This window comes from Stenotrophomonas cyclobalanopsidis (genome assembly GCF_008710035.1).
Taxonomy (GTDB): domain Bacteria; phylum Pseudomonadota; class Gammaproteobacteria; order Xanthomonadales; family Xanthomonadaceae; genus Stenotrophomonas; species Stenotrophomonas cyclobalanopsidis.
On record NZ_VYKI01000001.1, the window covers coordinates 92,132 to 118,951 of the forward strand.

Here is a 26,820-nt window from a genome sequence, read left to right on the forward strand (position 1 = left end):
GGCCAACGATGAGACTGACTTCAAGCTGCCGGCTCGCGATCGCGCTGCTGGGAGGGATGTGTGCGTTTCAGGCATCCGCAATTGAGCCATATCAAGAGTACCGAAAGCACATCGAGTCCGCGCAGAACCTCACTGCGTTGAAGGACGATCTGATGGGTGACAGCGTCAGCCTTTACAACGGCAAGACCGACTTCGCAGTGACTGACATTAGTCTGCCTGGCAACAATGGCCTGCCGGTCGAGCTTCGTAGGCACTTCAGCGCCGAATTGGATCTGGTTGGCGGGAATACCTACAACGCGAACCTGGACGGAGTCGGGGGCTGGGAAGTCGATGTGCCCAACATTTCCGGTACCTTCTCCGCCACAGGTTGGGGGGATACGCGGTGCAGCGGCCATATGGTCCCAACCTATCCTCCTGCGTTTCAGCTGACTGAGATCTGGCAGGGTAACCAGATCCATATTCCTGGCGCTGGTGATCGCACGATGCTTGGCCTCAACGCGGATACGCCACGGCCCAGTGACGGCATTGCCCGCAAGTGGACTACTGCTCAGCGGGATGCAATTGACTGCATTCCAATGAAAGCTGGTATGACAGGCGAAGGCTTCCGGCTCAAGACCACGGAGGGCGTGTCGTACTACTTCGACACTGCAACGAGCCGTCTGGCGGGCACGCTTGATCGGTCCGCCGGCGAAGGTGGTCGCGCCCGCACTTCGAGAAATCGCGTCTATGTGCAGGCGAGCAAGGTACAGGATCGATTCGGCAACTGGGTGCAATACAGCTACAACAGTGAAGGCAAGCCGGTTCGGATCTGGTCCAGCGACGGCCGTGAGATTGTGTTGGCCTACACTGGATCGCATCTTGCTACTGCAACAGCTGCTGGCCGAACGTGGTCGTACTCATACGGAAGCGTCGATGGTCAGAAGCGGCTTACACGTGTTCTGCTGCCTGACGGTAGTGCCTGGTCATATGGCTACTCAAGCGCTTTGCGTGTCGACCCAGCTCCATGGGACGGGAACTCGCGCCCCAACTGCGCTGAGCAGCCACCGGCGGTGGCCGGTGAACTGACGATGACCATTGGCCACCCGTCAGGAGCCGTCGGAACGTTCAAGCTTGAAAACATGCGACACGGGCGGAGTGGTGTACACCTGAGCGAGTGCTTGCAGCGCGTTAATAATTCGGTGAATGAACCCAGCTCTTACTATTATGTGTTGGGACGTCCGTTCTTCTTTGACGTCGTCTCTCTTACAAGCAAGACGATCATTGGGCCTGGCTTGCCCAAGGCTTTGACTTGGTCATATGACTATGGCAACGGCGGGGAGGCAATGTGGGGCAGCCGCGCGGCTCCCGCTGTCTACCCTTGCACGACCTGCAAGCAGGAAAAGCGTGTTGTCGTGTCCAATCCTGACGGTACGCGAATTGTCTACCGCTATGGTGTCCTGTTCGGTGCCAATGAGGGGCGGCTGCTTGGCACAATTACTCTGGATTCCGCAGGGAATACCGCAAGTGCTCGTTCAAGCGTCTATATGACGACGGCCGAGGCAGACGCCCAGCCGTTTGCCTCGCGGTACGGGCTAATCTTCAACGGCGATGATCCGAGCAGCGCAGAGGTGCGCCCTGTTGTGGCTGAGGCCATCGATCAGGATGGCGAGAGTTATCAGACAAGGATGCTGTCCTTTGATTCCCTGGCGCGGCCTGTGCAAATTAACAAGTCCAGCACACTCGGCTCGAGGACCGATACCATCACCTACCTGGACAGCACCAATCTGTGGGTCATGGGCCAAACAGCCAAGGTCACGAATGTTGACACTGGGGCAGTTGAAGCAGAAACGCGGTTTGATTCGCTCGCGCGTCCGATCGAAGAGCACGCCTTTGGCAAGCTGAAGCGATCATTGAGCTACAACACTGACGGGACCATCGCATCCGTCACTGATGCGATGGGTAATGTAACCTCTCTGTCCTCGTGGAAGCGTGGCACGCCCCAGCAGATCCTGTTCGCCGATGGCACAAGCCAAGCTGCGGCGGTAGATGACAACGGCTGGATTCAATCGGTGACCGACGAAACCGGTGCGACCACGCAGTACGGATATGATCGAATGGGTCGAGTCGCAAGTATTGATTGGCCAGCAAACGACAGTGTCGCCTGGGTACGAACCACCCAGACGTTCTCCGCAGTGAGTGCTGATGAATTCGGAATCCCCGCTGGACATTGGCGACAGAGCACGGTGACGGGAAACGCGCGCAAGAATGTGTACTTTGACGTCTTCTGGCGCCCGTTGTTGACCGAGGAGTTCGACAACGAATCGCGGAGCGCAACCCAGCGCTATCAGCGCTTCGCTTATGACGAATCAGGTCGACAGGTCTTCGCGTCGTACCCAGGAACGGTTGCGGCACTCAGCTCCGGTACGTGGAACGCCTATGATGCGTTGGGCCGAGTGCGATCAGTGTCCGTTGATTCGGAGGTGGGTCTGCTGACTGCGCTGACGGAGTATCAAAGCGGCGGTCGTGTGAAGGTTACCGACGCGCGCGGAAACATTACGGTGACGCGGTTCCAGGCATTTGGTGAGCCTTCTTCCGAGGCGCCGACTCAGATCACACACCCGGAAGGCGTCGTTACCGAGATTGCGCGTGATGTCTTTGGGAAGCCGACCTCGATCGTCCGCCGGAATCAGGACGGCAGCACACGCGTTTCCCGGAATTATGTATATGATGCCAATCAGCGCTTCTGTAAGTCGATCGAGCCCGAAACAGGCTCGACGCTGATGGGGTATGACAATGCGGGAAACCTCGTGTGGAGTGCGTCCGGCCTGAATCTGACTTCCGCAAAGTCGTGCGACATGGCATCGGCCACCATCGATGCCCGCAGGGTCACGCGTGGCTATGACGCCCGCAATCGGCTGAAGACGCTGCGCTTCCCTGATGGCAATGGTGATCAGGATTGGACTTACACGCCTGATGGCAAGCCCGCGACAGTTGCGACGTCCAACGAAGCGGGTTCGGCCCGCGCAATCAATACCTACGGATACAACAAGCGGAGGTTGCTGGTCTCGGAAACCTCTAGTGATAGCACCTTGGCTGTGCAGTCGGTGGGCTACGCCTACAACTCAATGGGGGCGCTGGCTGGCCTGACGTACCCGAGTGACCGCTATGTTGACTATGCGCCCAACGCCCTGGGTCAGCCGACAAAGGCCGGCAGTTTCATAACGAACGTGGCCTACTATCCCAATGGGGGCATGAAGCAGTTCACCTACGGGAACGGAATTGTTCATACGATGCAGCAGAACGCGAGGCAGTTGCCAACACGCGTCACTGACAGTCGCGGCGTGATCGACACCACATATGAGTTCGATGCCGGTGGGAATGTTGCGCGCATTTTGGATCACTTGGACGGTTCACGCACTCGCACAATGAGCTACGACGGATTGGATCGCCTCGTTCAAGCGAGCTCTGCATCTTTTGGCGGTGATGGCGTTTTCCGTTACACCTACGATGCGGTGGACAATCTGCGGAGTGCAACATTGGCAGGGGTCAAGGATCACAACTATTGGTATGACGCAAAGAATCGACTGACCAATGTGCAGGGCAGCGCTGGTGCAACCATCATCGGGTTGACCTATGACGTTCAGGGCAACCTCTCCAAGCGCAGCGGGACCGTATACACGTTCGACTTTGGCAACCGTTTGCGCCAGGTGGCTGATGCAGAGCGCTATCGCTACGACGCGCACGGGCGCCGCATTCTGTCCGTTGCATCCAATGGTAGTGGCATCATTCGTTCTCTTTATGGAAACGACGGTGCGCTGCTGCGCCAAGACAATGCTCGCGAAGGTAAGAATACGGAGTACATTCAGCTCAATGGCAGTCTCGTTGCACGTGCAATATCGGTGGTTTCTCCGCTGACCCCGGTGCTGACAGTTCCTTCGTTCAGCAGCACTGGCAGTTTTACTGTCAGTTGGTCGTCAGTTGCCTATGCGAGTAAGTACGAGCTACGTGAGCAAGTGGCAGGTGGCGAGTGGAAAGCCATCCAGAGTGGCTCGGCACGGAGCTGGAATGCGTCGGCGAAGGCCGAAGGCAGCTTCGGGTACAGCGTTCGCGCGTGCCAGCAGAATGCCTGCAGCGCCTGGAGCGCAGCCTCGGCCGTTTCTGTGCAGAAGCCGCCCTCCGCTGTTGCGGTGTTGACTGTGCCAGCTAGTGCATTGAACGGCACCTACAGCGTTACTTGGTCTGCGGTTACCGGCGCGGCGACATATCGCCTCCAGGAACAGGTCGGAACTGGTGCATGGGCAACTGTCCAAGAGACGGCTGCACGCACCTGGTCTGCCTCAGGCAAGGCGGCTGGCAGCTACGGGTACCGTGTATACGGCTGCAATCCTGCAGGGTGCGGCCCTGCCTCTACGGTTGTGAAGACTACGGCTCTTTACCCGCCTTCGGGCGCGCCTTCAGTCACTGTGCCTGGTCAGAGCCTGGGTGGTTCGTACTCCGTAAGTTGGAACGCGCTGGCTGGCGCAACTCGTTACGGGTTGGAGGAGAGTGTGAATGGGGGAGGTTGGGCCGTAGTCGCTTCAGCTGCTTCCACCAGTCAGGCATTCAGTGGGAAAGCGACTGGAAGCTACGCGTATCGTGTCCGCGGCGGCAACGATGCGGGTTGGGGGGCTTACTCAGCAACTGCGATGGTGTCGGTCATCCAGCCACCCGCTGCGCCGGGGCTGAGTGGACCGGCGGCATCTGGTACCGGTAGTGCGAACCTGAGCTGGAATGCTGTGCAGATGGCCGTGAGCTATTCGCTGGAGCAGAGCATCAACGGCGGTGGGTGGACCGTCGTGCAGAGCGACGGCTCAACGCAGGCCACTCGTACTGGCTTGGGATATGCAACCTACACATATCGGGTAAAGGCTTGTAACGCCGCCGGCTGCAGCGGCTACTCGAACAGCGTGGCCGTCGTTTCCAGTCCGCCGCCTGCAACACCGACTATTCTCAGTTCAGTGAAGGTGCAGTGGATTGTGAATCGTGCCACTAAGATCCGTTGCGAGGCAAAGTGGACGCCGGTGGAGGGGGCATCCACGTATGAATTCCAGGTCTATGGTGGTGGCGTCCAGTACAGTGGCCCCGCTACGTCGATCAGTTCGCAAGGAGCGGGGTACTGCGCGCCGAGTCATGTAGTTCGAGCGTGCAACGCAAATGGCTGCTCCGCTTGGTCAAATCCGCCAACAGTGCAAGGGCTGAATGACCTCGGCGATTTGACCAACCCTATCTGACGGACGGATCCGATCAATGAATTTTATTTGGAAGTTGCTCTTGTGCCTTTTAGCGGTATTTGGCTCCGGTACTGCTGCTAGTCAAGAGGTTGTGGAGTACATTCACACAGATGCACTTGGCTCGCCTGTGGCAGTGTCGAACACATCAGGAGTGGTCATTGAACGCACCCTCTATGAACCTTACGGTGCGACAATTGGTGCGGAACCACGTGATGCGCCGGGATTCACTGGTCACGTAACTGATTTGTCCACCGGGCTGAGCTACATGCAGCAGCGGTATATGGATTCTCAACTAGGGGTATTCTTATCGGTAGATCCCGTAACGGCGTATCAGCAGCCTGTCGGGCAGTTCAATCAGTATAGATATGCAAACAGTAATCCCTACAAGTTCCTTGATCCTGACGGAAGACTAAGCCTGGCGTGCGGCGGCAGCCTTTGCGACCGTTATCGCGATCAAGGCGGCCGAAGTTGTGAGGAAACCTGCCTGGACGGCAAGCGCACCGCAACTTCCGGCGTTTTTGTTAGGCACAAGACTCTTAAAAGCCAAGAGAAGCTCATTGAGAGTGTTGGCGGAGACGTCGAGCTCCTTAGAAGCGCGCATGCATCGCACCACGAATTTGTAACCACCCTCATCGGATTCGTGGCCGGCGGTGGGTTTGGGGGAGGCGGAAGCGCAACGACTAAGCTCTATCGAGCAGTTGGCGCAGCAGAAGCAGCATCAATCCGGGAGACAGGCCGTTTTTCCGTAGGGCCCAACTCTCTGTATGGTAAATGGATGGCGGAAAGCGCGGCACATGCTAGAGAATGGGGAGACAAGATGTATGGCCCCGGAACCACAACCCTGATGGAGGTGAGGCTTCCAAAGTCAGCGGCGGATCAACTAATGCGCCTTGAGCGGCTGGATGGCATCGGTCCTGCACGCTATGGCGAACTTAATCAACTTGAACAGGCAGTGATTAGAGAGGTGCCGTGAACAGTGTGCATCCAGTAGTCGTAGAGTGGACGGACGTAAAAATTGCCAACCTCCCGAAGTCGGGCCAATATTCCACAGTTGCTCGGTTTGCTCAAGATGTTGATTCTTGGCCGGCGGAAGCGTGGAGTGTGATTCTGCAAATTCATGGTGATGTCAATGCCGTCCCTTGTCGCGCGTTCGCTCGATTTCTTTCACCTCTTGCGCCCGAAGAACGCTTTCACTCAGGGGTCAGATTTGAACTCCTTGAGGGCGACAAGGTTGCAGCGAGAGTCTGCGTCCTTTGAGTTCGTCGGCCCAATTTGGATCTCAGGGATTCTCTGCGTGGGAGTGCGTCAAAAACTGCGCTCAGGTCAATACGCCACGGCACATGCGCCTGTCACCAATACGCGGTAAACATGATCCCTGCCCATGTCCACCCGCAGGGAAGTCGATCATGCAGAGCAAGCTCCAGGTCACGCTGTACGGAACCCTTGGCGACAGCCCGGCACTGCAGTTGCCGGGGCTGGAAGGGCCGTCGGTCGCCATCCTGGAATCCACCCTGCGGCAGCTCGTCTCCGATCTCTACACCGCCCGCTCCCTGCTCAATCCCGAGCAGCTGGACGAGGCGCAGAAGGAGCTGGACCGCGTGGTGGAGCGCTGGGTGGACATCCATGAAGGCCTGCTGTTGGATGTGGAAGTACACGGCAAGCGCTGAGGCGAGCCCCGCCTGAACCGTATCCCCAGTTGCGGATGAAACATTTTGCACTGCGCAAAAGCTGTGCTATCAATACACCCCATGAACGCCGTCCACGCCAACTTTTATTGGTATTACTTTCCGAAGCCCACGGCGGAGGAAGGACTGCGCTCACCCTGAAGAAACCTTCAGACGCATTCCCGAAAGCCGCCAGCGAACCTGGCGGCTTTTTTCATGTCGCCACGCTGGGGACCCCCAACGTTCCGGAGAACCCCTGCAATGCCCCCGCACACCGACGACCTGCGTATCCGCACCATCGAACCGCTGACACCGCCCGCCCAGCTGCTGGCGATGCTGCCCTGTGACGATGAAGCCTCCGACACTGTCAGCGCCTCGCGCGCGGCCCTGCACGGGATCCTGCATGGCCGTGACGACCGCCTGGCCGTGGTGGTGGGCCCGTGCTCGATCCACGATCCGCACGCCGCCATCGAATACGCCCAGCGCCTGAAGCCTCTGCGCGATGCGCTGGCCGGCGAACTGGAGATCGTCATGCGCGTGTACTTCGAAAAGCCGCGCACCACGGTGGGCTGGAAGGGCCTGATCAACGATCCGGACCTGGATGGCAGCTTCAAGATCGACAAGGGCCTGCGCATTGCCCGCGGCCTGCTGCGTGACATCAACAAGCTGGGCCTGCCGGCCGGCGTCGAGTTCCTCGATGTGATCTCGCCGCAGTACATCGCCGATCTGGTCGCCTGGGGCGCCATTGGCGCGCGCACCACCGAAAGCCAGGTGCACCGCGAACTGGCCTCGGGCCTTTCCTGCCCGGTCGGCTTCAAGAACGGCACCGATGGCAACGTCAAGATCGCGGCCGATGCAGTGGGCGCAGCGTCCAACCCGCATCACTTCCTGTCGGTCACCAAGCAGGGTGGCACCGCCATCGTGTCCACTACCGGCAACCCGGATTGCCATGTGATCCTGCGTGGCGGCAAGCAGCCGAACTACGATGCGGCCAGCGTGGGCGAGGCCTGCCAGGCACTGGCCAAGGCCAAGCTGCCGACGCGCCTGATGATCGATGCCAGCCACGCCAACAGCCTCAAGAACCCTGATAACCAGCCGAAAGTGATCGAGGACATCGCCACCCAGCTGGAAGACGGTGAACAGCGCATCGTCGGCGTGATGGTGGAAAGCCATCTGGTCGGCGGCCGCCAGGAACTGGTGGAAGGCCAGTCGCTGGTCTACGGCCAGAGCATCACCGATGGCTGCATTGATTGGGACACCACTGTGGACGTGCTGGAGCGCCTGGCCGCTGCCGTGCGCGCCCGTCGTGAAGTGAAGGTGTCCGAAGCCGCTTGATCGCGGCACGTGTGTGGATGGCGGCCAGCGCCTGCGGGGGTGCGGCCGCGATCAGGGTCGGTCGGAGTTGGAGACCGACCCGTCCGCACCGGCGATGCGCCTGGCGCTGCGTAAGTGCGACAGCGCCAGGTACATCGCCGGGGTGGAGTGAACCGTAGATCCACGCCATGCGTGGATGAACCGCCCGCCCGCCAATGACGGCTACGACCCGTCGGCGGCCGCGCCAGCGCCGACGGCGCGCTCCCGGCTATCGATGATCCTGCGTCTGGCAGGCCTTCATGGGAGCCGCATTTCACTGATTCCACTGAGGAATCTGCGGGCAGCAGAAGGGCCCTACGCGTCTCCAGCGCGGTCTGCCGCAAACGACCATTCCGCTTCTTCCGTCTACGCCCCACGGTTGTCCGTGCGGGAGCCGCCAACCCACGGCGGCAGGAGCGGAAGATCGTTCATGGACTTGACGAAACTTATCACGGTGATAAATTTATGTCGACGCTGTGGCGGATAGATCCTGCGCAGTTGCCGTGGCCTCAGGAATCGCGGCGATCGCGGCGGACAATCAATGTCTGCGGGCGGCCTCTGATTGATCTGTGTGCCTTGCAGGACTGCGTGCGGATGGGAGGTCTTCAGCCTGACGACATCTGGGTGGCCACGTACAAGGCACAGCGGGATCTGGAGAACCTGCGGTGGACACTGGGTGACCTGTTGGAATGTCTGCTGTGCCTGCAGGCGGTGGACTACAAGGGATCGGAGTGGTGCAGGGACCAGCTGGGCCATTGGCACCCGTGTGACGCGTATGCGGTTCGCTACGACGATGTGCGCAAGTGCAGGAACAGCCGTTCGGACATCAACTACTACCTGAAATTCTCAGTTGGCCAGGAGGGAACGTTGCGACTCGTCTTTCTCAGCTGCCATCTGTAGACCGTGACTTGATTGATCGGAGCACGCCATGAACAACGCCAAGCCCCGGATGTGTCCGGCCTGCCAGAAAGCTCGGTTGCTGGCATCCACACGCGAACGACACTTCAGCCCGCGTGGCAATGAAGTTGTTGTCGACCTGCTGGTGATGGAGTGCCCAGCATGTGGCGCTACGGCAACCAGCGAAGCACAGCAGATCGAAAACCTCAGGCGTCTGGCGGCCCGGCGCGAACATTACGGCGGCCTCTTGCTGGGTGAGGACGTGCTCGCGTTCCGGCGTCGCTATGGCCTGACCCAGCGTGCAGCGGCAACGCTCTTCGGAAAAGGTGCCATTGCGTTTTCCCGCTACGAGAACGAGACGACCTATCCCGACGATGCTACGACGATGCTGCTGGCGTTGGCGATGGAAAAGCCGGATGTGGTGCGCTGGCTGGCTGAACGTACAGGCACGACGGTGCCGCTGCTGGACCCGCCACGGGAATCTGCACCCACGCCTGCGCGGCGTGTGGCACGAAGCCGTCGTGCCATGCCCGGCACGTCAGGTAATCCAATCCGCTCCGCGCGCTGATCCGCCTTCTGTAGCGTCGAGCTTGCTCGACGGCTGTTGATCCACCGCTAAGGGCAGTCGAGCATGCTCGACTCTACAAGGTCCCACCCGATGCAGTAGGTCCACGCCACGCGTGGATGATTACCCCGCCGCAATCACCGCTTAGCGCGAATCCTCGCCAACGCCAGATACATCGCCGGCGTCGTGTACAGCGTCAGCCACTGGCTGACCAGCAGCCCGCCCACAATCGCGATGCCCAGCGGCTGCCGCAGCTCCCAGCCCTCGCCATTGGCCAGCATCAGCGGCAGGGTGCCCAGCAGCGCCGCCAGTGAAGTCATCAGGATCGGCCGCAGGCGAAGCCGCGCCGCGTCCATCACCGCGTCGTGCGCGCTCAGGCCACGGCGCTCGCCGGCCAGGGCGAAATCCACCAGCAGAATGGTGTTCTTCATCACCACGCCCACCAGCAGGAACAACCCAAGCAATGCGATCAGGTTCAGTTCGTTGCCGAACACCCACAGCGCCAGCAGTGCGCCGATGCCGGCCGAGGGAAGGGTGGACAGGATCACCAGCGGCTGCAGGAAGCTCTCGTACAGGATGCCCAGCACCAGGTAGACCGCCAGCGTGGCGCCCAGCACCAGCCACAGCTGCCGCGCGCGCAGGCTGTCCAGGCCACCGGCTTCACCGGACAGCTTGGCCTGCACGGTGCGCGGCAGCATCAGCTTTGCCATCGCGGCATTGATCGCCTGCGTGGCCTGTTCCAGGCCGACGCCCGGCGCCAGTGCGAATTCGATCCAGATCGAGGCGAACTGTTCGCTGTGGTAGATGCGGTCCGGTGCCATGCCATAGCGCCAGCTGGCGATGGTCGACAGCGGAATGCGCTGGCCGCTGCCATCGATCACCTGCAGGCGCGCCAGCGTGCCCGGGTCCTGGGTGTGCTTCGGGTCCAGCTCCATCACCACGCGGTACTGGTTGAGGCTGTCGTACAGGGTGGCGACCTGGCGCTGGCTGAAGGAGTTGTTGAGCATGTTGGCCACGGTCTTCAGGTCCACGCCATGGCGCGCGGCGGCCTCGCGGTCGATGTCCAGCACCACCTGGCGCATGCCGGCCTCGCCCTGTGCTTCCACGTCCACCAGCTCGGGCAGGGCGCGCAGCGCGGCGCCGACTTTCGGGGCCCACTCGCGCAGCGGTGCCATGTCCGCCGACAGCAGCTGGAACTCGTACTGGCCGCTGCTGCTGCCGCCTTCCAGGCGGATGTCCTGGTCCACCCACAGGTACAGGTTGCCGCCGGGCAGCTTGGGCAGGCGCGCGCGCAGGCGATCGATCACCTCCTGGCTGGACACCTTGCGCTCGGCCAGCGGCTTCATCTTGATCATGATGAAGGCGTTGTTGACCCCGTTGCTGCCGCCGATATAGCCGATGATGTCCTCGATGGCGGGGTCGGACAGCAGCAGCTTGCGGTAGGCATCGATCTTCGGCTGCATGGCTTGGAACGAGAGACCATCGTCGCCACGGGCGAAGCCGCGCAGCTGTGCGGTGTCCTGCTTGGGCACCACGCCCTTGGGCACCTGCTGGAACAGCCAGGCGTTGAGCGCGATGACCGCCACGAAGGCCAGCAGTGGCCAGCGCAGCCGGCGCAGACTGGCCTGCAGCGTGCGCAGGTAGGCCGCACGCACGCGCTCGAACAGTGCACTGCTGCCCCGCTGCCAGCGCGAGGCCTGCTGCGCGTCATCGACGAACAGGCGCGCGCACAGCATCGGCACCAGACTCAGCGCAACGACCACCGACACACTCATCGCCGCCACCAGGGTCAGCGAGAATTCGCGGAACAGGCGCTCGACGAAGTCATCCAGGAACAGGATGGAGACGAATACCACCGCCAGCGCCACGTTCATCGACAGCAGGGTGGCGCCCACTTCCCCCGCGCCCCGCACCGCGGCCTGCCAGCGGTCGGCGCCGAGTTCGCGGTGGCGGGCGATGTTCTCCAGCACCACGATGGCATCGTCCACCACCAGCACCGCGGCCACGATCAGCGCCATCAGCGAAAGCGTGTTGAGCGAGAACCCCATCAGCGCCACCAGTGCCAGCGTGCCGAACAGCACCACCGGGATGGCCACGCTGGGCACCAGCGCTGCGCGCCAGTGGCCGAGGAAGCCCAGCACCACCAGCACCACCAGGGCGATGGCCAGCACCAGGGTCAGTTCGGCCTCGTGCAGGGTCGCGCGGATGACCGGCGAGCGGTCCATCACCAGGCGCATGTCCACGCTGGGTGGCAGCAGCGCATGCAGCTGCGGCAGCTGCGCCTGGATGGCATCGACGGTGGCGATGATGTTCGCGCCGGGCTGGCGGCTGACGATCAGCAGCACCGCCGGGCGCTCGTTGTGGAAGCCGCTGGCGTAGCGGTCTTCCACGCCATCGGCCACCACCGCCACATCGCCCAGGCGCAGGGTGCGGTCGTCGCTCACCTTCAGCGCCAGCTCGCGGTACTGCGCGGCCTGGCGCAGCTGCAGCGGTGCTTGCAGCTGCCACTGCTGGCGCTCATCGCCCACCGCACCCAGCGGGCGCACAGCGTTGGCGCGGCTGATGGCCTGGGCCACGTCTTCCAGTGCCAGGCCCGCGTGGTTCAGCGCATTCGGGTCCAGCGACACGCGCACGGCAGGCAGCGCACTGCCACCCACCTGCACTTCGCCCACGCCCGGTACCTGCGACAGCTTCTGCGCCAGCACGGTGGAGGCCAGATCGTACAGCTGGCCCGGTGGCAGCGTGTCCGAGGTCAGTGCCAGCGCCAGGATCGGCGCCTGCGAGGGATTCACCTTGCGGTACTGCGGCATGCCCGGCATGCCGCTGGGCAGCTGCCCGCGTGCGAGATTGATCGCCGCCTGCACCTCGCGCGCGGCCTCGTCGATATCGCGGCCGAGCACGAACTTCAGCTCCACCGAGGTCTGGCCCTGGGTGCTGGCCGAATCGATGCGCGAGATGCCGGGCAGGCTGCCGAGCGCGCGTTCCAGCGGCGTGGCCACGGTGGCGGCCATCGATTCGGGGGAGGCACCGGGCAGGCTGGCGCTCACTTCGATGGCCGGGTAATCCACCTGCGGCAGCGGTGCCACCGGCAGCAGGCGCAGCGCCAGCAGGCCGGCCAGGACCAGCGCCACCGCCAGCAGGATCGTCGCCACCGGTCGCTGCACGCAGGCCTGGGCCAGGCGTGCGATGGGGCTCATGCGCGCGCCTCTTCAGGCGTGGCGAGGGTGGCCGAGCGCCGGCGCTGCAGGCGGTCGAAGGCCAGGTAGATCACCGGCGTGGTGAACAGGGTCAGCACCTGGCTGACCAGCAGGCCACCGACCATCACCCAGCCCAGCGGCTGCCGCAGTTCCGCGCCCGAGCCACTGGCCAGCATCAGCGGCACCGCGCCGAACAACGCGGCCAGCGTGGTCATCAGGATCGGACGGAATCGCAGCAGCGCGGCCTGGTGGATCGCCTCGCGCGGGGTCATGCCGCGCGTGCGCTGCGCGTCCAGCGCGAAGTCGATCATCATGATCGCGTTCTTCTTCACCAGGCCGATCAGCAGCACGATGCCGATCACCGCGATGAGGTCGAGGCTGCGCCCGCTCACCCACAGCGCGGCCAGCGCACCCACCGTGGCCGAGGGCAGGGTGGAGAGGATGGTGATCGGGTGCACGAAGCTCTCATAGAGCACGCCCAGCACGATGTACATCACCACCACCGCGGCGAGGATCAGCCACAGCGTGGACGACAGCGAACTGCTGAACGCCGCCGCCGCACCCTGCAGGCGCAGCTCGATGCTTTCGGGCAGGGCGATCTGCGTACGCGCCGCTTCCACGGCGGCGGTGGCTTCGCCCAGCGAGGCCCCCGGTGCCAGGTTGAACGACAGCGTGGCCGCCGGGAACTGGCCGACATGGTTGCGCAGCAGGGCCGCCGGCCCCAGTTCCACCCGCGTCACCGCGCCCAGCGGCACGGTCTGCCCATCGCTGTTGCGCACGCGCAGGCCGCTGATGGCATCCGGCCCGGGCTGGCGCGACGGATCGGCTTCCAGCACCACGCGGTACTGGCTGGCCTGGGTGAAGATGGTGGAAATCTGCCGCTGCCCGTAGGCGTCGTACAGGGCGTCGGCCACGGCTTCCACGCTCACGTTCAGGCGTGCGGCGGCATCGCGATCGATGTTCACCCGCGCCTGCCGGCCCTGCATCTGCAGGTCGCTGGCCACATCGCGCAGCGCCGGCTGCTGGCGCAGGGCCTGCAGCAGCTTCGGCGTCCAGGTTTCCAGCGTCTGCTGTTCGGGCGTGGTCAGGGTGAACTGGTACTGGTTGCGGCTGATACGGTCTTCGATGCCCAGTTCCTGCACCGGCTGCAGGTACAGGGTGATGCCGGGGATCTTCGACACGCGCTGCTGCAGCCGTTCCATCACCACGGCGGCGCCATCGCGGTCACCATGCGGCTTCAGCTCGATCAGCAGGCGCCCGGTGTTGAGCGTGGCGTTGTTGCCGTCCACGCCGATGTACGACGACACGCTGGCCACCGCTTCGTCCGCTTCGATGGCCGCCGCCAGCGCCTGCTGGCGCTCGCGCATGGCCTGGAACGAGATCGCCTGCGGGGCCTCGCTGATGCCCTGCACCAGGCCGGCATCCTGCACCGGGAAGAAGCCCTTGGGCACGGCGAAGTACAGCGCCACGGTCAGTGCCAGCGTAGCGACGGTGGCCAGCAGCATCAGCGGCTGGCGCTGCAGTACCCACTGCAGCTGGCGGTCGTAGACGGCGATGATGCGGTCGAACACATCGGGTGCGTGGGCGGTCTTCGCATGCGGCTTCAGGAAGCGCGCGCACAGCATCGGCGTCAGCGTCAGCGACACCAGCAGCGAGATGCCGATGGCCACCGCCAGCGTCACCGCGAACTCATGGAACAGTGCGCCCACCAGGTCGGCCATGAACAGCAGCGGGATCAGCACCGCGATCAGCGAAACAGTGAGCGAGACCAGGGTGAAGCCGATCTCGGCCGCGCCCTTCAGCGCCGCTTCGCGCGGGCTCTCGCCTTCTTCCAGGTGGCGGGCGATGTTCTCCAGCATCACGATGGCATCGTCCACCACGAAGCCGGTGGCGATGGTCAGCGCCATCAGCGTGAGGTTGTTGAGCGAATAGCCGGCCAGCAGCATCACCGCGAAGGTGCCGATCAGCGACAGCGGCACCGCCACGCTGGGAATGAGCGTGGCCGGCAGGTTGCGCAGGAACACCCAGGTGACCAGCACCACCAGGCCGATGGCCAGCACCAGTTCCTTCTGCACGCCGCGCACGGAGGCGCGGATCGATTCGGTACGGTCGCTCAGCACGTTCATCTGCACGCCGGCCGGCAGCGTGGCCTGCAGCTGCGGCAGCAGCGTGCGCACCTGCTCGACCACGGCGATCACGTTTGCGCCGGGCTGTCGCTGGATGTTCACCAGCACCGCCGGCGTGGTGCCGCTCCAGGCGGCCAGCTGGCGGTTCTCGGCGCCATCGGTGATGGTCGCCACGTCGCCCAGGCGCAGCGGCGCGCCTTCGCGCCAGGCCAGCACCAGCGCGCGGTACTCATCGACGCTGCGCATCTGGTCGTTGGCATCGAGCATCACCGCGCGGATCGGGCCGTCGAAACTGCCCTTGGGCAGGTTGACGTTGGCTGCCGCGATCGCGGTACGGATGTGGTCCATGCCCAGGTTGTTGGCCGCCAGCGCAGCCGGATTCACCTGGATGCGCACCGCAGGCCGCTGGCCACCGGCGAGGCTGACCAGGCCGACGCCGGGCAGCTGCGCCAGGCGCTGCGCGATGCGCGTATCCACCAGGTCGTGCACCTGCGGCAGCGCCAGCGCCTGCGAGGTCACCGCCAGGGTGAGGATGGGCGTGTCGGCCGGGTTTACCTTGCGGTACACCGGCGGTACCGGCAGATCGCCGGGCAGGAAGCTGCCGGCGGCGTTGATGGCCGCCTGCACGTCCTGCTCGGCCACGCCCAGCGACACGTCCAAGCCGAACTGCAGGGTGATGACCGAGGCCCCCCCGGAGCTGGTGGAGGACAGCTGCTTCAGGCCGGGAATCTGGCCGAGCTGGCGTTCCAGTGGCGCGGTGATCGTGCGCGTGGTCAGTTCCGGGCTGGCGCCCGGGTACAGCGTGGTGATCTGGATGATCGGGTAATCGACCTGCGGCAGCGCCGCCACCGGCAGCAGGCGGTAGGCCAGCACGCCCGACAGCAGCAGCGCCACCATCAGCAGGGTGGTGGCGACCGGACGCAGGATGAACGGGCGCGACAGGTTCATGCGCCGGCCTTGGCCGCCTTCGCCGTGGCAGCGGGTTCGGCCACGATTTCCACCGCGGTGCCATCTTCCAGGCCGTCGATGCCTTCGATCACCACCTGGTCGCCGGCCTGCAGGCCGGAGCGCACGGCCACGCGGCCCTCATCTGCCGGACCCAGCACCACGGTGCGGCGCTGTGCCTTGTTGTCCTTGTCGACGATGTGCACGTAGTTGCCCTGGCTGCCGAACTGCACGGCCGCATCAGGAATCAGCAGCGCCGGGTGTTCGCCCAGATGCAGGCGCACGTTGACGAACTGGTTGGGGAACAGGGCCAGGCCCGCATTGTCGAACTGCGCGCGCAGCTTCAGCGTGCCGGTAGCGGTGTCGATGCGGTTGTCGACGCTGGACAGCGTGCCCTGTGCAAGCGCCTTGCTTTCGCCGCGGTCCCAGGCTTCCACCGGCAGGCCGGCCTGTGCCTGCACGGCATCAAGCAGGGCCGGCAGCTCGGGTTCGGGCACGGTGAACAGCACGCTGATCGGCGCGGTCTGCGCGAGGGTCACCAAGCCTTCGGTATCGCTGGCGCGCACCAGGTTGCCGACATCCAGCCGGCGCAGGCCGACGCGGCCACTGACCGGCGCAGTGATGCGGGTGTACTGCAGCTGCAGGCGCGCTTCATCCACCGAGGCCTGGTCGCTGATGCGGCGGCCCTGCAGCTGCCGCACCTTGCTCTGCTGGTCGCTCAGTTCCTGCCCGGACACGTAGTTCTGCTTCTGCAGTTCGCGGTAGCGCTGCAGCTGGCGTTCGGCGTTCTCGAGTTCCGCCAGGTTCTGCTGCTGGGTGCCCTGCGCCTGCGCCAGCTTCACTTCATACGGGCGCGGGTCGATCTGCGCGAGCAGGTCGCCGGCTTTCACCTGCTGCCCTTCCTGGAAGTGCAGGCGCAGCAGCTCGCCGTCGACGCGGCTGCGCACCACCACGCTGTGCAGCGGGGTGACGGTGCCGACGGCCTTCAGGCGCAGCTGCAGCGGTTCGGCGCTGGCCCGGGCCACGCGCACCGGCACGGTCTTGCCCGGGCCTGCGGCGACGGTCGCTTCGGTGCGCGGCCACGCCCACCAGGCCACCAGGCCGGCGACGATGACGGCGACGGCGATCACCCACGCGCGGCGGGAACGGGGCGGGGTGCTACGGGACGGCTCAACAGCGGACATGGGGCATCCTGCGCCCTGCGCACGCGCAGGGACATGTACGCCCGTTCGCGCTTCACGCGCAGCGGGCAACGGGGGAGGGGAGTGTCTGGCGGGACCGCGACGCGGTGTGGCTGGATGCCGTCGCGCGGGCGACGGGGCGTCAATGGTAGCCAATCAGACCGACGAATGCCGCATGACCAAGGTCATGCCCGACCGCTCTTGTAGAGTCGAGCTTGCTCGACTGCCGTAGTCAGGAGCCGTCGAGCAAGCTCGACGCTACGAACAGCGCATGGTCATCGGTAGCGCCGGGCCATGCCCGGCGGACGCCATCAATGCACTTCGTCGTGGTACACGAACTTGGGCATTTCCCAGCGGTAATGGATCGCCAGCAGGCGCAGCGCGAAGCCACCGCCCAGGCAGCACAGGATCGCCGTGGCATCGGCCACGCCCCAGCGCAGCAGCAGCAGATACACCGCGCCGGTCAGCAGCGAGATGATCGCGTACAGCTCCTTCTGGAAGATCAGCGGCACCTCGTTGCAGAGGATGTCGCGCAGCACGCCGCCGAAGGCACCGGTGAGCATGCCGGCGATCAGCACGATGGGCATCGCATGGCCGGCCTCGCGCGCGATCGAGCAGCCGATCAGGGTGAAGGCGATCAGGCCCAGGCCATCGAGCACCAGGAAGGTGCGGCGGAAATGGTGCATCCAGCGCGCCACCCACGTGGCGATCAGCGCCGCGCACACGGTGAAGCCCAGATACTCGGGGTGCTTCACCCAGCCCAGCGGGTAATGGCCGAGCAGGATGTCGCGCAGCGAACCACCGCCGAGCGCGGTGACGCAGGCGATCATGACCACGCCGAACAGGTCCATGCGGCGGCGGCCGGCGGACAGCGCGCCGGTCATGGCTTCGGCGGAAATGGCGATCAGGTAGATGATGGACAGCAGCATGGGACAGGCTCCGGGCGCGGTGGGGCCGGCCATGCGCGTATACCGCCACTGCCTGCGCAATGACGGGATGACGATGACCGGTGCCGCTCCCGCTGTCCTTTTGCCTGAGAGTTCAGCGGCGTACGCCGCGTGCCCCTTCGGCGGATCGTCCCGGGCATGCCCGGTGACCTCTCTCCAGCTCGGCGAGTCGAATGCATGGTTGGTGGGATTCCAGCCCACCGGCCTGAGCGATCATGGGAGCCTGCGCCTTCGGCGGGCGCCAGCGTGGCGCCTCTCTCCTGCATTCGGGCGCCAGTATATCCGCTGCAGTGCAGCACGGCATAATCCGGGCATGGCCCCGTCCCTCCGCCCGTGGTTCCTGTACCTGCTTGAATGCCGGGACGGCAGCTATTACGCCGGCATCAGCACCGATGTGGAGGCGCGTTTCGCCGCCCACCAGGCCGGCAAGGGCGCCCGCTACACCCGGGCCCGGCCGCCGCTGCGCATCCTCGCCGTGCGCGAGTACCAGGACCGCTCGGCCGCTTCCCGCGCCGAATGGCAGCTCAAGCAGCAGCCGCGCGAACGCAAGCTGGCCTGGCTGCAGGCCCCGGCCGAGGCCGTCCTGTAGAGCCGAGCCCATGCTCGGCTGCAGTAGATCCACGCCATGCGTGGATGGGGCTTTCCACGCGTGCCATGATCGCCCCGCCCCCCGTGCTGGAGCACACGGATGTCCACGCTTGCCCTGCTGTTCGCTGTTGCCGGGGCGACGAGCCCGGCCGCCGACCCGGCCACCGTCGCGGCCATCGAGGCCACCTGCCATGACTATGTCGATGGCCAGCTGGAGGCCGACCCGCCGCGCGCCGCGCGCTCCCTGCACCCGGACCTGGCCAAGCGCGCGGTGCTGGGCGATACGCCCGACGAGCGTCTGGGCCTGCGCCGGATGTCGAAGGACGAACTGGTGGCACTGACGAAGCAGGGGGCGTTGAAGACGCCGAAGGCGCAATGGGACCGCCGCTGCACGGTGCTGGACGTGACCGGCAACGCCGCCTCGGTGCGGCTGGAAACGCCGTGGTTCGTCGACTACTTCCAGATGGGCCGTTTCGACCAGCGCTGGGTCATCGTCAATGCGCTTTGGTACCCGAAACCGAAGGCGCCGTAGAGCGATGCGTGCTGCCGATAAAGCGTGGACTTCAATCATCGTGCTGGTGGCCGGCATCGCGCTGCTGCCCGGCCTGCTGTACTTGCTCGGGCTGGCGCTGGTGGACGGTCGGCCGAGGCCGGCCCGTGTAGAGCCGAGCCGATGCTCGGCTGCATCCGGGTGCAGAAGCCGAGCATGGGCTCGGCTCTACATCTTCATCGACGCATGGCGTGGATCTACCTCGGCCGGCGATCTTCCTGGTCATCACCAAAAATGATGCGCGCGCTGCGCTGGTAGCTCCAGTACGCCACCGCCCAGTTCAGCAGCACCACCACGCGGTTGCGGAAACCGATCAGGAAGAACACGTGCGCGGCCAGCCAGAACCACCAGGCCAGCACGCCGGACAGCTGCAGCCTGCCCAGGTGCACGATGGCGGCCATGCGGCCGATGGTGGCCAGGTTGCCGTAGTCGGCGTACTTGAATGGCCCCGGTGTCGGCTTGCCATGCAGGCGCGCACGGATGACATCGGCCACGTACTTGCCCATCTGCTTGGCGGCGGGTGCCACGCCGGGCACCGGCTTGCCGTTGGCCTGGTTCACTGCGGCCAGGTCGCCGGCGACGAACAGTTCGGGGTGCCCGGGCAGGGTCAGGTCGGGCTGCACCTGCACGCGGCCGGCACGGTCCAGCGGCACGTCCAGCGTGCGCGCCAGCGGCGAGGCGGCCACGCCGGCGGCCCAGACCACGGTGCGTGCGGGCACGAACTGTTCGCCCAGCTTGAAACCGAGGCTGTCGATGTCGCTCACCGGGGTGCCGGTCAGTACTTCCACGCCCAGCTTCTCCAGCTGTCGGCGTGCCTTCAGCGAAAGCACCTCGGGGAACGAGGACAGCACGCGCGGGCCGGCCTCGACCAGGCGCACCTTGGCGCTGGCCGGGTCGATGTGGCGGAACTCGTTGCGCAGGGTGTGGCGGGCGATCTCGGCCAGGGTGCCGGCCAGTTCGACGCCGGTGGGGCCGCCGCCGACCACCGCGAAGCTCAGCCAAGCGGCCTTCTTCGCCGGGTCCGGTTCGGCCTCGGCGCGCTCGAACGCCAGCAGCAGCTTGCGGCGCAGGGCGATGGCATCGTCCAGGGTCTTCAGGCCCGGCGCATCGGCCGCCCACTGGTCGTTGCCGAAGTAGGCGTGGGTGGCGCCGGTGGCCAGCAGCAGGCTGTCGTAGCCCAGGCTGCTGCCGTCGGCCAGCTGCACCTGGCGGATGGCCTTGTCGATGGCGATGACCTCGCCCAGGCGCACTTCCACGTTGCGCTGGTGGCCGAGGATGTGGCGCAGCGGCGCGGCGATATCGGGGGCGGACAGGCCGGCGGTGGCGACCTGGTACAGCAGGGGTTGGAACAGGTGGTGGTTGCGGCGGTCGAGCAGGGTGATCCTGATGTTCTCGCGGGCCAGGGCCCGGGTGGCCCAGAGGCCCGCAAAACCGCCGCCGATGATGACCAGGTGGGGGACTGGTTCGCGGCTCATCGACGTACTCCAGAGGGGGATGGATGTCGCCCTGCATCATCGCACGTCACATGGCTGCCAGTGGCCATAGGTGATACTCCGCTCAGCCTGCAGCCCACCGAGGAAATCATGTCCGAACCGGAAAAGCGCATCGCCCTGTTGATCGACGCCGACAATGCGCCGGCCTCGAAGATCGACGAAGTCCTGGCCGAGGTCGCCCGCTACGGCGTGGCCAACGTGCGCCGTGCGTACGGCAACTGGAAAAGCCCGCGGCTGAAAAGCTGGGAATCGGTGCTGCACGAGTACGCCATCCGCCCGATCCAGCAGTTCGCCTACAGCAAGGGCAAGAACGCCTCTGACATGGCCATGGTCATCGATGCCATGGACCTGCTGTACGCGCGCAACCTCGATGGGTTCGCCATCGTCTCCAGCGATGCCGACTTCACCCCGATGGTGATGCGCCTGCTGACCGATGGCGTGAAAGTGTATGGCTTCGGCGAGAAGAAGACGCCCGAGCCCTTCGTCAACGCCTGTTCCAAGTTCACCTACCTGGAAGCCCTGGGCCAGACCCACGCCAGCGTGCCCGATGTCGAGGCCGGGCAGGCGCCCAGCGGGCAGGTCGCTGGCGAGCCCGCGGCCAGTGATGAAGTGCGCCCGCGCAAGAACAGCGCGGAACTGCGCAATGACACGCGCCTGGTGAAGATGCTGCGGCGTGCGGTGTCTGCCGCCGAGGGCGAGGATGGCTGGTCACACCTGGGACCGGTCGGCAGCCAGATCGGCAACCAGGCCTCGTTCGACCCGCGCAACTACGGCTACGGCAAGCTCAGCGACCTGCTGGCGGCGATCGGCCTGTTTGAGCTGAAGAAGGACGGCAAGTCGTCCTACGTGCGCGCGCTGCCGAAGAAGAACCGGTAGTGCCGGCCGCTGGCCGGCACATCGACGCCGCGACTCAGATCACCCGCGCGTCCGAACCCGCATGGCCGTCGGCAAACCCGGCGGCGAAATCCTCGACGCCGTTGAAGGCCAGCAGCAACAGCCCGGCGCACAGCAGCTGGTTGCGGCTGGAACGGCGGTAGCCCAGCACCAGCATCACCAGCCCTGCTGCCAGCAGAACGTAGTTCAAAGCATCCCATGCAGTCACGTCGTCTCTCCCTGTGGATGGGCGTATCGTAGCGTTTCCGCGCCACCGTGGCGCACCGCTGCAGGCAGGGAAATCCGCAATGTTGAAGATCTGGGGCCGCCGCAATTCCAGCAACGTCCGCAAGGTGCTGTGGTGCGCCGAGGAAATCGGGCTGCCGTACGAATCCATCGAAGTGGGCGGCAGCCATGGCGGCACGCAGTCGGCCGAATACGTGGCGATGAACCCCAACAGCCTGGTGCCGGTGATCGAAGACCACGGCCTGCCGCTGTGGGAATCGAACACCATCGTGCGCTACCTGAGCGCGCGCTATTCGCTGGGCACTCTGTACGCCGAAGACCCGATGGAACGCGCGCAGGCCGAGAAGTGGATGGACTGGAGCACCTCGCGGATGGCCGCGCTGTACTCCGAACTGATCTGGGGCATCATGCGCACCGCGCCGGCCGACCGCGACGAAGCACGCATCAACGCCGCCATCGTGCGCGCGGGTGATTACCTGAAGATGGCCGATGAGACCCTGGCCAGGCAGCCGTGGCTGTCGGGCGAGACGTTCGCGATGGGCGACATTCCGCTGGGTTCCTTGATCTATGCCTGGTTCGAACTGCCGATCCAGCGTCCCGACCTGCCGAACGTGGCCGACTGGTATGCCCGCCTGCGCGAGCGCCCGGCGTACCAGCGCGGCGTGATGTCGCCGCTTACGTAAGCGGCAGGGCCGTTGGTAGAGTCGAGCTTGCTCGACTGCTTCTGCATGAGGCAGTCGAGCAAGCTCGACTCTACGCAGCATCGGGCAGCACCCTCAATACAGATCCGTCGGATCCACATCCAGCGACCAGCGCACCTTGCGCGCCTCCGGCAGCGCGTACAGCTGCGGCACCAGCTGGGCCAGCACGCCATGCAGCGGCGGCCGCTGCAGCGCGGACAGCAGCAGCTGCGTGCGCTGGTAACCGGCGCGACGCGGCATCGGCGCCGGCATCGGCCCATAGGCCTCCACCATGTTCTGCTCGCCCAGCAGCTGCCGCGCCGCCAGCAGGAAGGCGTTGGCATGTTCGAGCTGCTGCGCTTCGGCACGCATCAGCGCCAGATGTGCGAACGGCGGGAAGCCGGCGGCCTGGCGCTGGTTCAGTTCGGCCTGCGCGAACGGGTGGTAGCCACCGCTTACCAGGGTTTCCAGCAACGGGTGCCCCGGGTGGTGGGTCTGCAGCCAGACCTCGCCGGGATCGCGCGCGCGACCGGCGCGGCCGGCCACCTGGATCAGCTGCTGGGCCAGCTTTTCACTGGCGCGGAAGTCGGCCGAGAACAGGCCTTCATCGATGCCCACCACCACCACCAGGGTCAGCTTGGGGAGGTCGTGGCCCTTGGCCAGGATCTGCGTGCCGACCAGGATGCCGGGCTGGTCGCCCAGCTTCGCCAACTGCTGTTCCAGCGCATCGCGGCGGGAGGTGGTGCCGCGGTCGATGCGCACCACCGGGTAATCGGGGAAGGCGCTGACCAGGTGCTCTTCCAGGCGCTCGGTGCCGATGCCCTGCGGCTGCAACGCGAGGCTGCCACAGGCCGGGCAGGCCAGGGGCGCCGGCTGCCGCGCACCGCAGTGGTGGCACTGCAGGCGACGGCCGCCGCCATGCACGGTCATCGGTGCATCGCAGCGCTGGCAGGGCGCGGTCCAGCCGCAGTCGTGGCACAGCAGCACCGGCGCATAGCCGCGGCGGTTCTTGAACACCAGCACCTGCTGGCCACGCTGCAGGTGTTCGCTGATACCGGCCAGCACATCGGCCGAGAGGCCATCGTGCAGCGGCCGTTTGCGCACATCGAGGATGCGCACGCGTGGCGGCCGTGCATCACCGGCGCGCTGCTTCAGGCGCAGGTGGGTGTAACGGCCGGCATAGGCGTTGTGCAGGGTTTCCAGCGAGGGCGTGGCGCTGCCCAGCAGCACCGGGATACCCAGCGCCTTCGCACGCACCAGGGCGAAATCGCGGGCGTGGTAGCGGATGCCGTCCTGCTGCTTGTAGCTGCCGTCGTGTTCTTCGTCGACGATCAGCAGGCCGGCCTGCGGCAGCGGGGTGAACACCGCTGACCGGGTGCCGACGATCGCCCGTGCTTCGCCGCGCGAGGCCGCGGCCCAGACGCGTGCGCGCTCGTTGTCATTCAAGCCCGAATGCAGCGCATGCACCGCGATGCCAAGGCGGCCGCGGAAGCGCGCCAGGGTCTGCGGGGTCAGGCCGATTTCCGGCACCAGCACCAGCGCCTGTCTGCCCTGCGCCAGGCAGTGGATGATCGCCTGCAGGTAGACCTCGGTCTTGCCGCTGCCGGTCACGCCGTCCAGCAGGAAGGCATGGAAGCCGTCGGCAGCGGTGATCGCGGCCACGGCCTCGGCCTGTTCGGGGTTGAGGGTGGGGCCGGGCAGGGGCTGCGCATGCTGCGGCGCCACGCTCAGGGCCACGCGCTCGGCCAGCTCGCGCTTGGCCAGGCTGCGTGCGGCGGTGCGCCAGTCCTCCATGCGCGCGCCCAGCACGTCTTCGTCGACCACGGCCTCGCCCAGCAGTTCGGCCAGTTGCCGCGGGCGGGTGCCTGCGCGCAGCTTTTCGCGCTGGGCCTGGCCGGCGGCGGTCAGCTGCCAGCCCCAGTGATGGGTGTCGGGCAGGGCCTCGCCATGCCGCAGCGGGCCGGGCAGGGCGGTGTTCACCACTTCGCCCAACGGTGAATGGGTGTAGCGGGCCAGCCACTGCAGGCTCTGCCACAGCTCGCCCTGCAGCAGTGGCTGCGGGTCGCACCAGGCCAGTGCCTGGCGCAGGCCCTGGCCGTCGTCCACCTGGCCGTGCCCGGCCACCGTCCCCACCAGCTCGCGGTTGCCGAACGGCACCTTCAGGCGGCAGCCGACCGGCACGGCCGGGCCCGGGCCTTCCGGTGGCAGGTAGTCGAACAGGCGCGGCAGCGGGACGGGCAGGGCGACCTGCAGGGTCGGGATGGGGTCGAGCATCGGGGCAGTGTAACGGGCCGGGCGGGGTCCAATGGCAGAGGCGATGGCGTCGCCCGCGTCTGTCGGTGAATCATAAATGTCACCTAAATATCGGTGGCTGTTAGAGATTCGGTCTTATCCACATCTTCTGTGGATAACGTTGTGTGTTACCGGTCGGCGGGCGCGCATGAGGCCGATGGCGACGGCTTTACACTTGGGTTGGTCAAAAAATAGCCATACTTAAAATACCAATAAAATCAATTACTTGATCGTGAAACATTGCTGAAGCAAGGTGAATCCGCGGCTTCACAACGATTCGGCCGGGGACCGCATTGATGCTGTGCACAACCTGCAGCACGAAGTGCCCGTGGGCGCAAGTCCTGCCGACCGCCGATGGGCTGCCGCTATCATGCCCGCAGACCTTTGGAGTAACCGATGACGGCTGTGCCCGCCCCTGTTTCCTCGACCGCGGCCGGCGCGCTGTCGGCGTTCCTGCGTGGCGTCGAACGCCGCGCGCTGGTGGTTGCCGAGCTGCAGTGCGGTGACCCCGCCCGCGCCGAGCAGACCCTGGTCGCGGTGATGCGCGCTTTCTCCGCCGTGGCCAGCGACCTGCCGATGGCGCAGTGGCCGACCCGTTTCTGGACCCTGCTGGGTCAGCGCCAGGCGCTGCGCGAGCCGGCCGCCGGGCAGTGGCCGCCGCCGCTGGCTGCCCTGGGCGACATGCCGCCGCTGCCGCGCCTGGCCCTGCTGCTGCGGGTCGGTGGCAGCCTGGATGAAGGTATCGCCACCCGTGTGCTGGATATCGATGAAGACGGCTACCAGCAGCTGCTGGCCGCCGCCTGCCCGCGCGATGCCCACGGCCAGCCCGACGCCGCGGCGTGGCGCGGCCTGGCCGAGCAGGTGCAGCTGCGTATCCGCGATCTGCCGGCCAAGCGCCTGCAGCAGCTGCAGCAGCCCTCGGCACCGGCCACGAACAACCAGCCTCCTAGCGCCAGCTGGCGCACGCCGGAGCGCGACGAGCGCAGCGCGCCCAAGCGCCGCCGCCCCAACACTGGCGCGCCGCGCTGGCGTGGTCCGGTCATCCTGCTGGTGACGGTGGCGGTACTGCTGGCGGCCGCCCTGGGCTGGCGCTACTGGCAGCACCATGCGCCCGCCAGCGATGCGCCGCTGCCGGAAGGCGTGGTCGCCGAGTCCGGCCCGGTCACCATTGAATCCCTGCCGGCCAGCGAGGTGCAGCCGACCGCTGCCGCTGATGGCCACGTGGCCGAGGACGCCGCCATGCTGGCCGACCGCGACTATCCGCTGGCCGCCGACGCCGACCTGTATGCGTGGAGCGCCGCGGGCGGCCCGTTGCCGGTGGATGAATCCGAACCCAAGCCGACCCGCCCCGAGCCGGTCGGTGCCGCGCTGGAAACCGCTGCTTCCGATGAATAGATTGCTGTTTGCCAGCGCGCTGCTGGCCCTGCCGTTGTCGCTGGCCGCTGCGCCGCCCTCGCTGGAAGTACCGCTGCCGCCGGCAGCGCCCGGTGCAACGCCAGCGCCGGTTGCCGATACGAGTTCGCCCGCGGCCTTTGCCCAGCTCAGCCCGGAGCAGCAGCGCCAGCGTCGTGCCGACTATGCTTCATTGAAGGCGCTGCCGGAGGGCGAGCGCGAGCGCATCCGCCAGGCAGCGGCCCGCTTTGCCGCGCTGCCGGCCGCACAGCAGCAGCGTCTGCGCGAGCAGTTCCAGGCCCAGGACCAATCCTTCCGCGACGGCTGGCGGCTGGGACCGCAGCTTGGCATGCAGTTCCCCAAGCTGCACGGCCTGTTCGGCCTGGTGCCGCCGGAGCAGCGCGAGGCCGCACTGGCCGCGCTGCGCCAGCTCAGCCCCGCGCAGTTGACGCAATTGACGCTGGTGGCCCAGCGCACCCCGCCGCAGGAACGCGATGCCGTGCGCAGCGCCTTCCTTGCCGTGCCGGCTGCCGAACGCGACGCCTGGCTCAAGCACCAGGCCGGCCGGTAGAGTCGACCGTT

The 26,820-nt window shown here is 65.6% G+C and carries 19 protein-coding genes and 2 riboswitches; of the genes, 12 read left to right on the plus strand and 7 right to left on the minus strand.

Features of this window, described 5'->3' with window-relative positions; translation table 11 throughout:
• The first annotated feature begins 8 nt into the window (after positions 1–8).
• The 6 genes from FJU31_RS00325 to FJU31_RS00350 all read left to right on the plus strand — a co-directional run bounded on the left by FJU31_RS00325 (position 9) and on the right by FJU31_RS00350 (position 9,731).
• Positions 9–5,249: an RHS repeat protein gene (locus FJU31_RS00325; protein WP_188115421.1), complete on the plus strand. Its 5,241-nt coding sequence runs from the start codon at positions 9–11 to the stop codon at positions 5,247–5,249.
• A gap of 16 nt (positions 5,250–5,265) precedes the next feature.
• Complete coding sequence (locus FJU31_RS00330) at positions 5,266–6,222, plus strand: RHS repeat domain-containing protein (RefSeq protein WP_150453011.1); 957 nt, start codon at positions 5,266–5,268, stop codon at positions 6,220–6,222.
• 433 nt (positions 6,223–6,655) lie between these two features.
• A complete protein-coding gene (locus tag FJU31_RS00335) occupies positions 6,656–6,916 on the plus strand; it encodes a hypothetical protein (RefSeq protein WP_108770152.1) in 261 nt (86 codons plus the stop codon).
• A 258-nt stretch (positions 6,917–7,174) separates the two neighbouring features.
• On the plus strand, positions 7,175–8,248 hold the full coding sequence (locus tag FJU31_RS00340; protein WP_150453012.1) for a 3-deoxy-7-phosphoheptulonate synthase: 1,074 nt from the start codon (positions 7,175–7,177) through the stop codon (positions 8,246–8,248).
• A gap of 483 nt (positions 8,249–8,731) precedes the next feature.
• A complete protein-coding gene (locus FJU31_RS00345) occupies positions 8,732–9,166 on the plus strand; it encodes a hypothetical protein (RefSeq protein WP_150453013.1) in 435 nt (144 codons plus the stop codon).
• A gap of 28 nt (positions 9,167–9,194) precedes the next feature.
• Positions 9,195–9,731 (plus strand): type II TA system antitoxin MqsA family protein, encoded by a 537-nt coding sequence (locus FJU31_RS00350; protein WP_150453014.1) that lies wholly within the window; start codon positions 9,195–9,197, stop codon positions 9,729–9,731.
• Positions 9,732–9,865: 134 nt separating this feature from the next.
• Here FJU31_RS00350 and FJU31_RS00355 read toward each other — a convergent pair whose 3' ends face one another.
• The 4 genes from FJU31_RS00355 to FJU31_RS00370 form a co-directional block, all read right to left on the minus strand.
• Positions 9,866–12,925 carry an efflux RND transporter permease subunit gene (locus tag FJU31_RS00355; RefSeq protein ID WP_150453015.1) on the minus strand — a complete coding sequence of 1,020 codons (3,060 nt, stop codon included), beginning with the start codon at positions 12,923–12,925 and terminating at the stop codon, positions 9,866–9,868.
• A complete protein-coding gene (locus tag FJU31_RS00360) occupies positions 12,922–15,999 on the minus strand; it encodes a multidrug efflux RND transporter permease subunit (protein ID WP_150453016.1) in 3,078 nt (1,025 codons plus the stop codon). Before FJU31_RS00360 ends, FJU31_RS00355 begins: the two co-directional genes overlap by 4 nt.
• Positions 15,996–17,180, minus strand: a complete 1,185-nt coding sequence (locus FJU31_RS00365) for an MdtA/MuxA family multidrug efflux RND transporter periplasmic adaptor subunit (RefSeq protein ID WP_150453017.1) — start codon at positions 17,178–17,180, stop codon at positions 15,996–15,998. Before FJU31_RS00365 ends, FJU31_RS00360 begins: the two co-directional genes overlap by 4 nt.
• A 308-nt stretch (positions 17,181–17,488) precedes the next feature.
• Positions 17,489–18,106, minus strand: a complete 618-nt coding sequence (locus FJU31_RS00370; protein WP_150453018.1) for a trimeric intracellular cation channel family protein — start codon at positions 18,104–18,106, stop codon at positions 17,489–17,491.
• 82 nt (positions 18,107–18,188) lie between these two features.
• A riboswitch (glycine riboswitch) is annotated at positions 18,189–18,294 on the minus strand.
• 13 nt (positions 18,295–18,307) lie between these two features.
• Positions 18,308–18,397: riboswitch (glycine riboswitch) on the minus strand.
• 40 nt (positions 18,398–18,437) lie between these two features.
• On the opposite strand from FJU31_RS00370, the gene FJU31_RS00375 reads away from it, so the two are divergent.
• Both FJU31_RS00375 and FJU31_RS00380 read left to right on the plus strand, forming a co-directional pair.
• The gene (locus FJU31_RS00375) at positions 18,438–18,713 is read left to right on the plus strand and encodes a GIY-YIG nuclease family protein (protein WP_150453019.1); all 276 of its coding nucleotides are present in this window, start codon (positions 18,438–18,440) and stop codon (positions 18,711–18,713) included.
• A 99-nt stretch (positions 18,714–18,812) separates the two neighbouring features.
• Positions 18,813–19,244, plus strand: coding sequence for a nuclear transport factor 2 family protein (locus tag FJU31_RS00380; RefSeq protein ID WP_150453020.1), 432 nt, complete (start codon positions 18,813–18,815; stop codon positions 19,242–19,244).
• A gap of 215 nt (positions 19,245–19,459) precedes the next feature.
• Here FJU31_RS00380 and FJU31_RS00390 read toward each other — a convergent pair whose 3' ends face one another.
• Positions 19,460–20,737: an NAD(P)/FAD-dependent oxidoreductase gene (locus FJU31_RS00390; RefSeq protein WP_150453022.1), complete on the minus strand. Its 1,278-nt coding sequence runs from the start codon at positions 20,735–20,737 to the stop codon at positions 19,460–19,462.
• 108 nt (positions 20,738–20,845) lie between these two features.
• Here FJU31_RS00390 and FJU31_RS00395 point away from each other — a divergent pair, with 108 nt between their 5' ends.
• The gene (locus tag FJU31_RS00395) at positions 20,846–21,631 is read left to right on the plus strand and encodes an NYN domain-containing protein (protein WP_150453023.1); all 786 of its coding nucleotides are present in this window, start codon (positions 20,846–20,848) and stop codon (positions 21,629–21,631) included.
• Positions 21,632–21,665: 34 nt separating this feature from the next.
• Here the strand turns inward: FJU31_RS00395 and FJU31_RS00400 are convergent, their stop codons facing one another.
• Positions 21,666–21,857 (minus strand): hypothetical protein, encoded by a 192-nt coding sequence (locus tag FJU31_RS00400; RefSeq protein WP_133249454.1) that lies wholly within the window; start codon positions 21,855–21,857, stop codon positions 21,666–21,668.
• A 79-nt stretch (positions 21,858–21,936) separates the two neighbouring features.
• Here FJU31_RS00400 and FJU31_RS00405 point away from each other — a divergent pair, with 79 nt between their 5' ends.
• Positions 21,937–22,557: a glutathione S-transferase family protein gene (locus tag FJU31_RS00405; protein ID WP_150453024.1), complete on the plus strand. Its 621-nt coding sequence runs from the start codon at positions 21,937–21,939 to the stop codon at positions 22,555–22,557.
• Between the two features lie 93 nt (positions 22,558–22,650).
• Here the strand turns inward: FJU31_RS00405 and FJU31_RS00410 are convergent, their stop codons facing one another.
• Positions 22,651–24,828, minus strand: a complete 2,178-nt coding sequence (locus FJU31_RS00410) for a primosomal protein N' (RefSeq protein WP_150453025.1) — start codon at positions 24,826–24,828, stop codon at positions 22,651–22,653.
• A gap of 414 nt (positions 24,829–25,242) precedes the next feature.
• Here FJU31_RS00410 and FJU31_RS00415 point away from each other — a divergent pair, with 414 nt between their 5' ends.
• Complete coding sequence (locus FJU31_RS00415; protein ID WP_150453026.1) at positions 25,243–26,241, plus strand: hypothetical protein; 999 nt, start codon at positions 25,243–25,245, stop codon at positions 26,239–26,241.
• On the plus strand, positions 26,234–26,809 hold the full coding sequence (locus FJU31_RS00420) for a DUF3106 domain-containing protein (RefSeq protein ID WP_150453027.1): 576 nt from the start codon (positions 26,234–26,236) through the stop codon (positions 26,807–26,809). Before FJU31_RS00415 ends, FJU31_RS00420 begins: the two co-directional genes overlap by 8 nt.
• The last annotated feature ends 11 nt before the right edge of the window (positions 26,810–26,820 follow it).

Excerpts from the sequence above, each read along its gene's own strand:
- FJU31_RS00410 (WP_150453025.1), bottom strand. The coding sequence starts at position 24,828 with ATGCTCGACCCCATCCCGACCCTGCAGGTCGCCCTGCCCGTCCCGCTG.
- FJU31_RS00365 (WP_150453017.1), bottom strand. The coding sequence starts at position 17,180 with ATGTCCGCTGTTGAGCCGTCCCGTAGCACCCCGCCCCGTTCCCGCCGC.
- FJU31_RS00395 (WP_150453023.1), top strand. The coding sequence starts at position 20,846 with ATGTCCGAACCGGAAAAGCGCATCGCCCTGTTGATCGACGCCGACAAT.
- FJU31_RS00405 (WP_150453024.1), top strand. The coding sequence starts at position 21,937 with ATGTTGAAGATCTGGGGCCGCCGCAATTCCAGCAACGTCCGCAAGGTG.
- FJU31_RS00390 (WP_150453022.1), bottom strand. The coding sequence starts at position 20,737 with ATGAGCCGCGAACCAGTCCCCCACCTGGTCATCATCGGCGGCGGTTTT.
- FJU31_RS00415 (WP_150453026.1), top strand. The coding sequence starts at position 25,243 with ATGACGGCTGTGCCCGCCCCTGTTTCCTCGACCGCGGCCGGCGCGCTG.
- FJU31_RS00330 (WP_150453011.1), top strand. The coding sequence starts at position 5,266 with ATGAATTTTATTTGGAAGTTGCTCTTGTGCCTTTTAGCGGTATTTGGC.
- FJU31_RS00325 (WP_188115421.1), top strand. The coding sequence starts at position 9 with ATGAGACTGACTTCAAGCTGCCGGCTCGCGATCGCGCTGCTGGGAGGG.
- FJU31_RS00345 (WP_150453013.1), top strand. The coding sequence starts at position 8,732 with ATGTCGACGCTGTGGCGGATAGATCCTGCGCAGTTGCCGTGGCCTCAG.
- FJU31_RS00350 (WP_150453014.1), top strand. The coding sequence starts at position 9,195 with ATGAACAACGCCAAGCCCCGGATGTGTCCGGCCTGCCAGAAAGCTCGG.
- FJU31_RS00380 (WP_150453020.1), top strand. The coding sequence starts at position 18,813 with ATGTCCACGCTTGCCCTGCTGTTCGCTGTTGCCGGGGCGACGAGCCCG.
- FJU31_RS00375 (WP_150453019.1), top strand. The coding sequence starts at position 18,438 with ATGGCCCCGTCCCTCCGCCCGTGGTTCCTGTACCTGCTTGAATGCCGG.
- FJU31_RS00360 (WP_150453016.1), bottom strand. The coding sequence starts at position 15,999 with ATGAACCTGTCGCGCCCGTTCATCCTGCGTCCGGTCGCCACCACCCTG.
- FJU31_RS00340 (WP_150453012.1), top strand. The coding sequence starts at position 7,175 with ATGCCCCCGCACACCGACGACCTGCGTATCCGCACCATCGAACCGCTG.
- FJU31_RS00335 (WP_108770152.1), top strand. The coding sequence starts at position 6,656 with ATGCAGAGCAAGCTCCAGGTCACGCTGTACGGAACCCTTGGCGACAGC.
- FJU31_RS00370 (WP_150453018.1), bottom strand. The coding sequence starts at position 18,106 with ATGCTGCTGTCCATCATCTACCTGATCGCCATTTCCGCCGAAGCCATG.
- FJU31_RS00420 (WP_150453027.1), top strand. The coding sequence starts at position 26,234 with ATGAATAGATTGCTGTTTGCCAGCGCGCTGCTGGCCCTGCCGTTGTCG.
- FJU31_RS00355 (WP_150453015.1), bottom strand. The coding sequence starts at position 12,925 with ATGAGCCCCATCGCACGCCTGGCCCAGGCCTGCGTGCAGCGACCGGTG.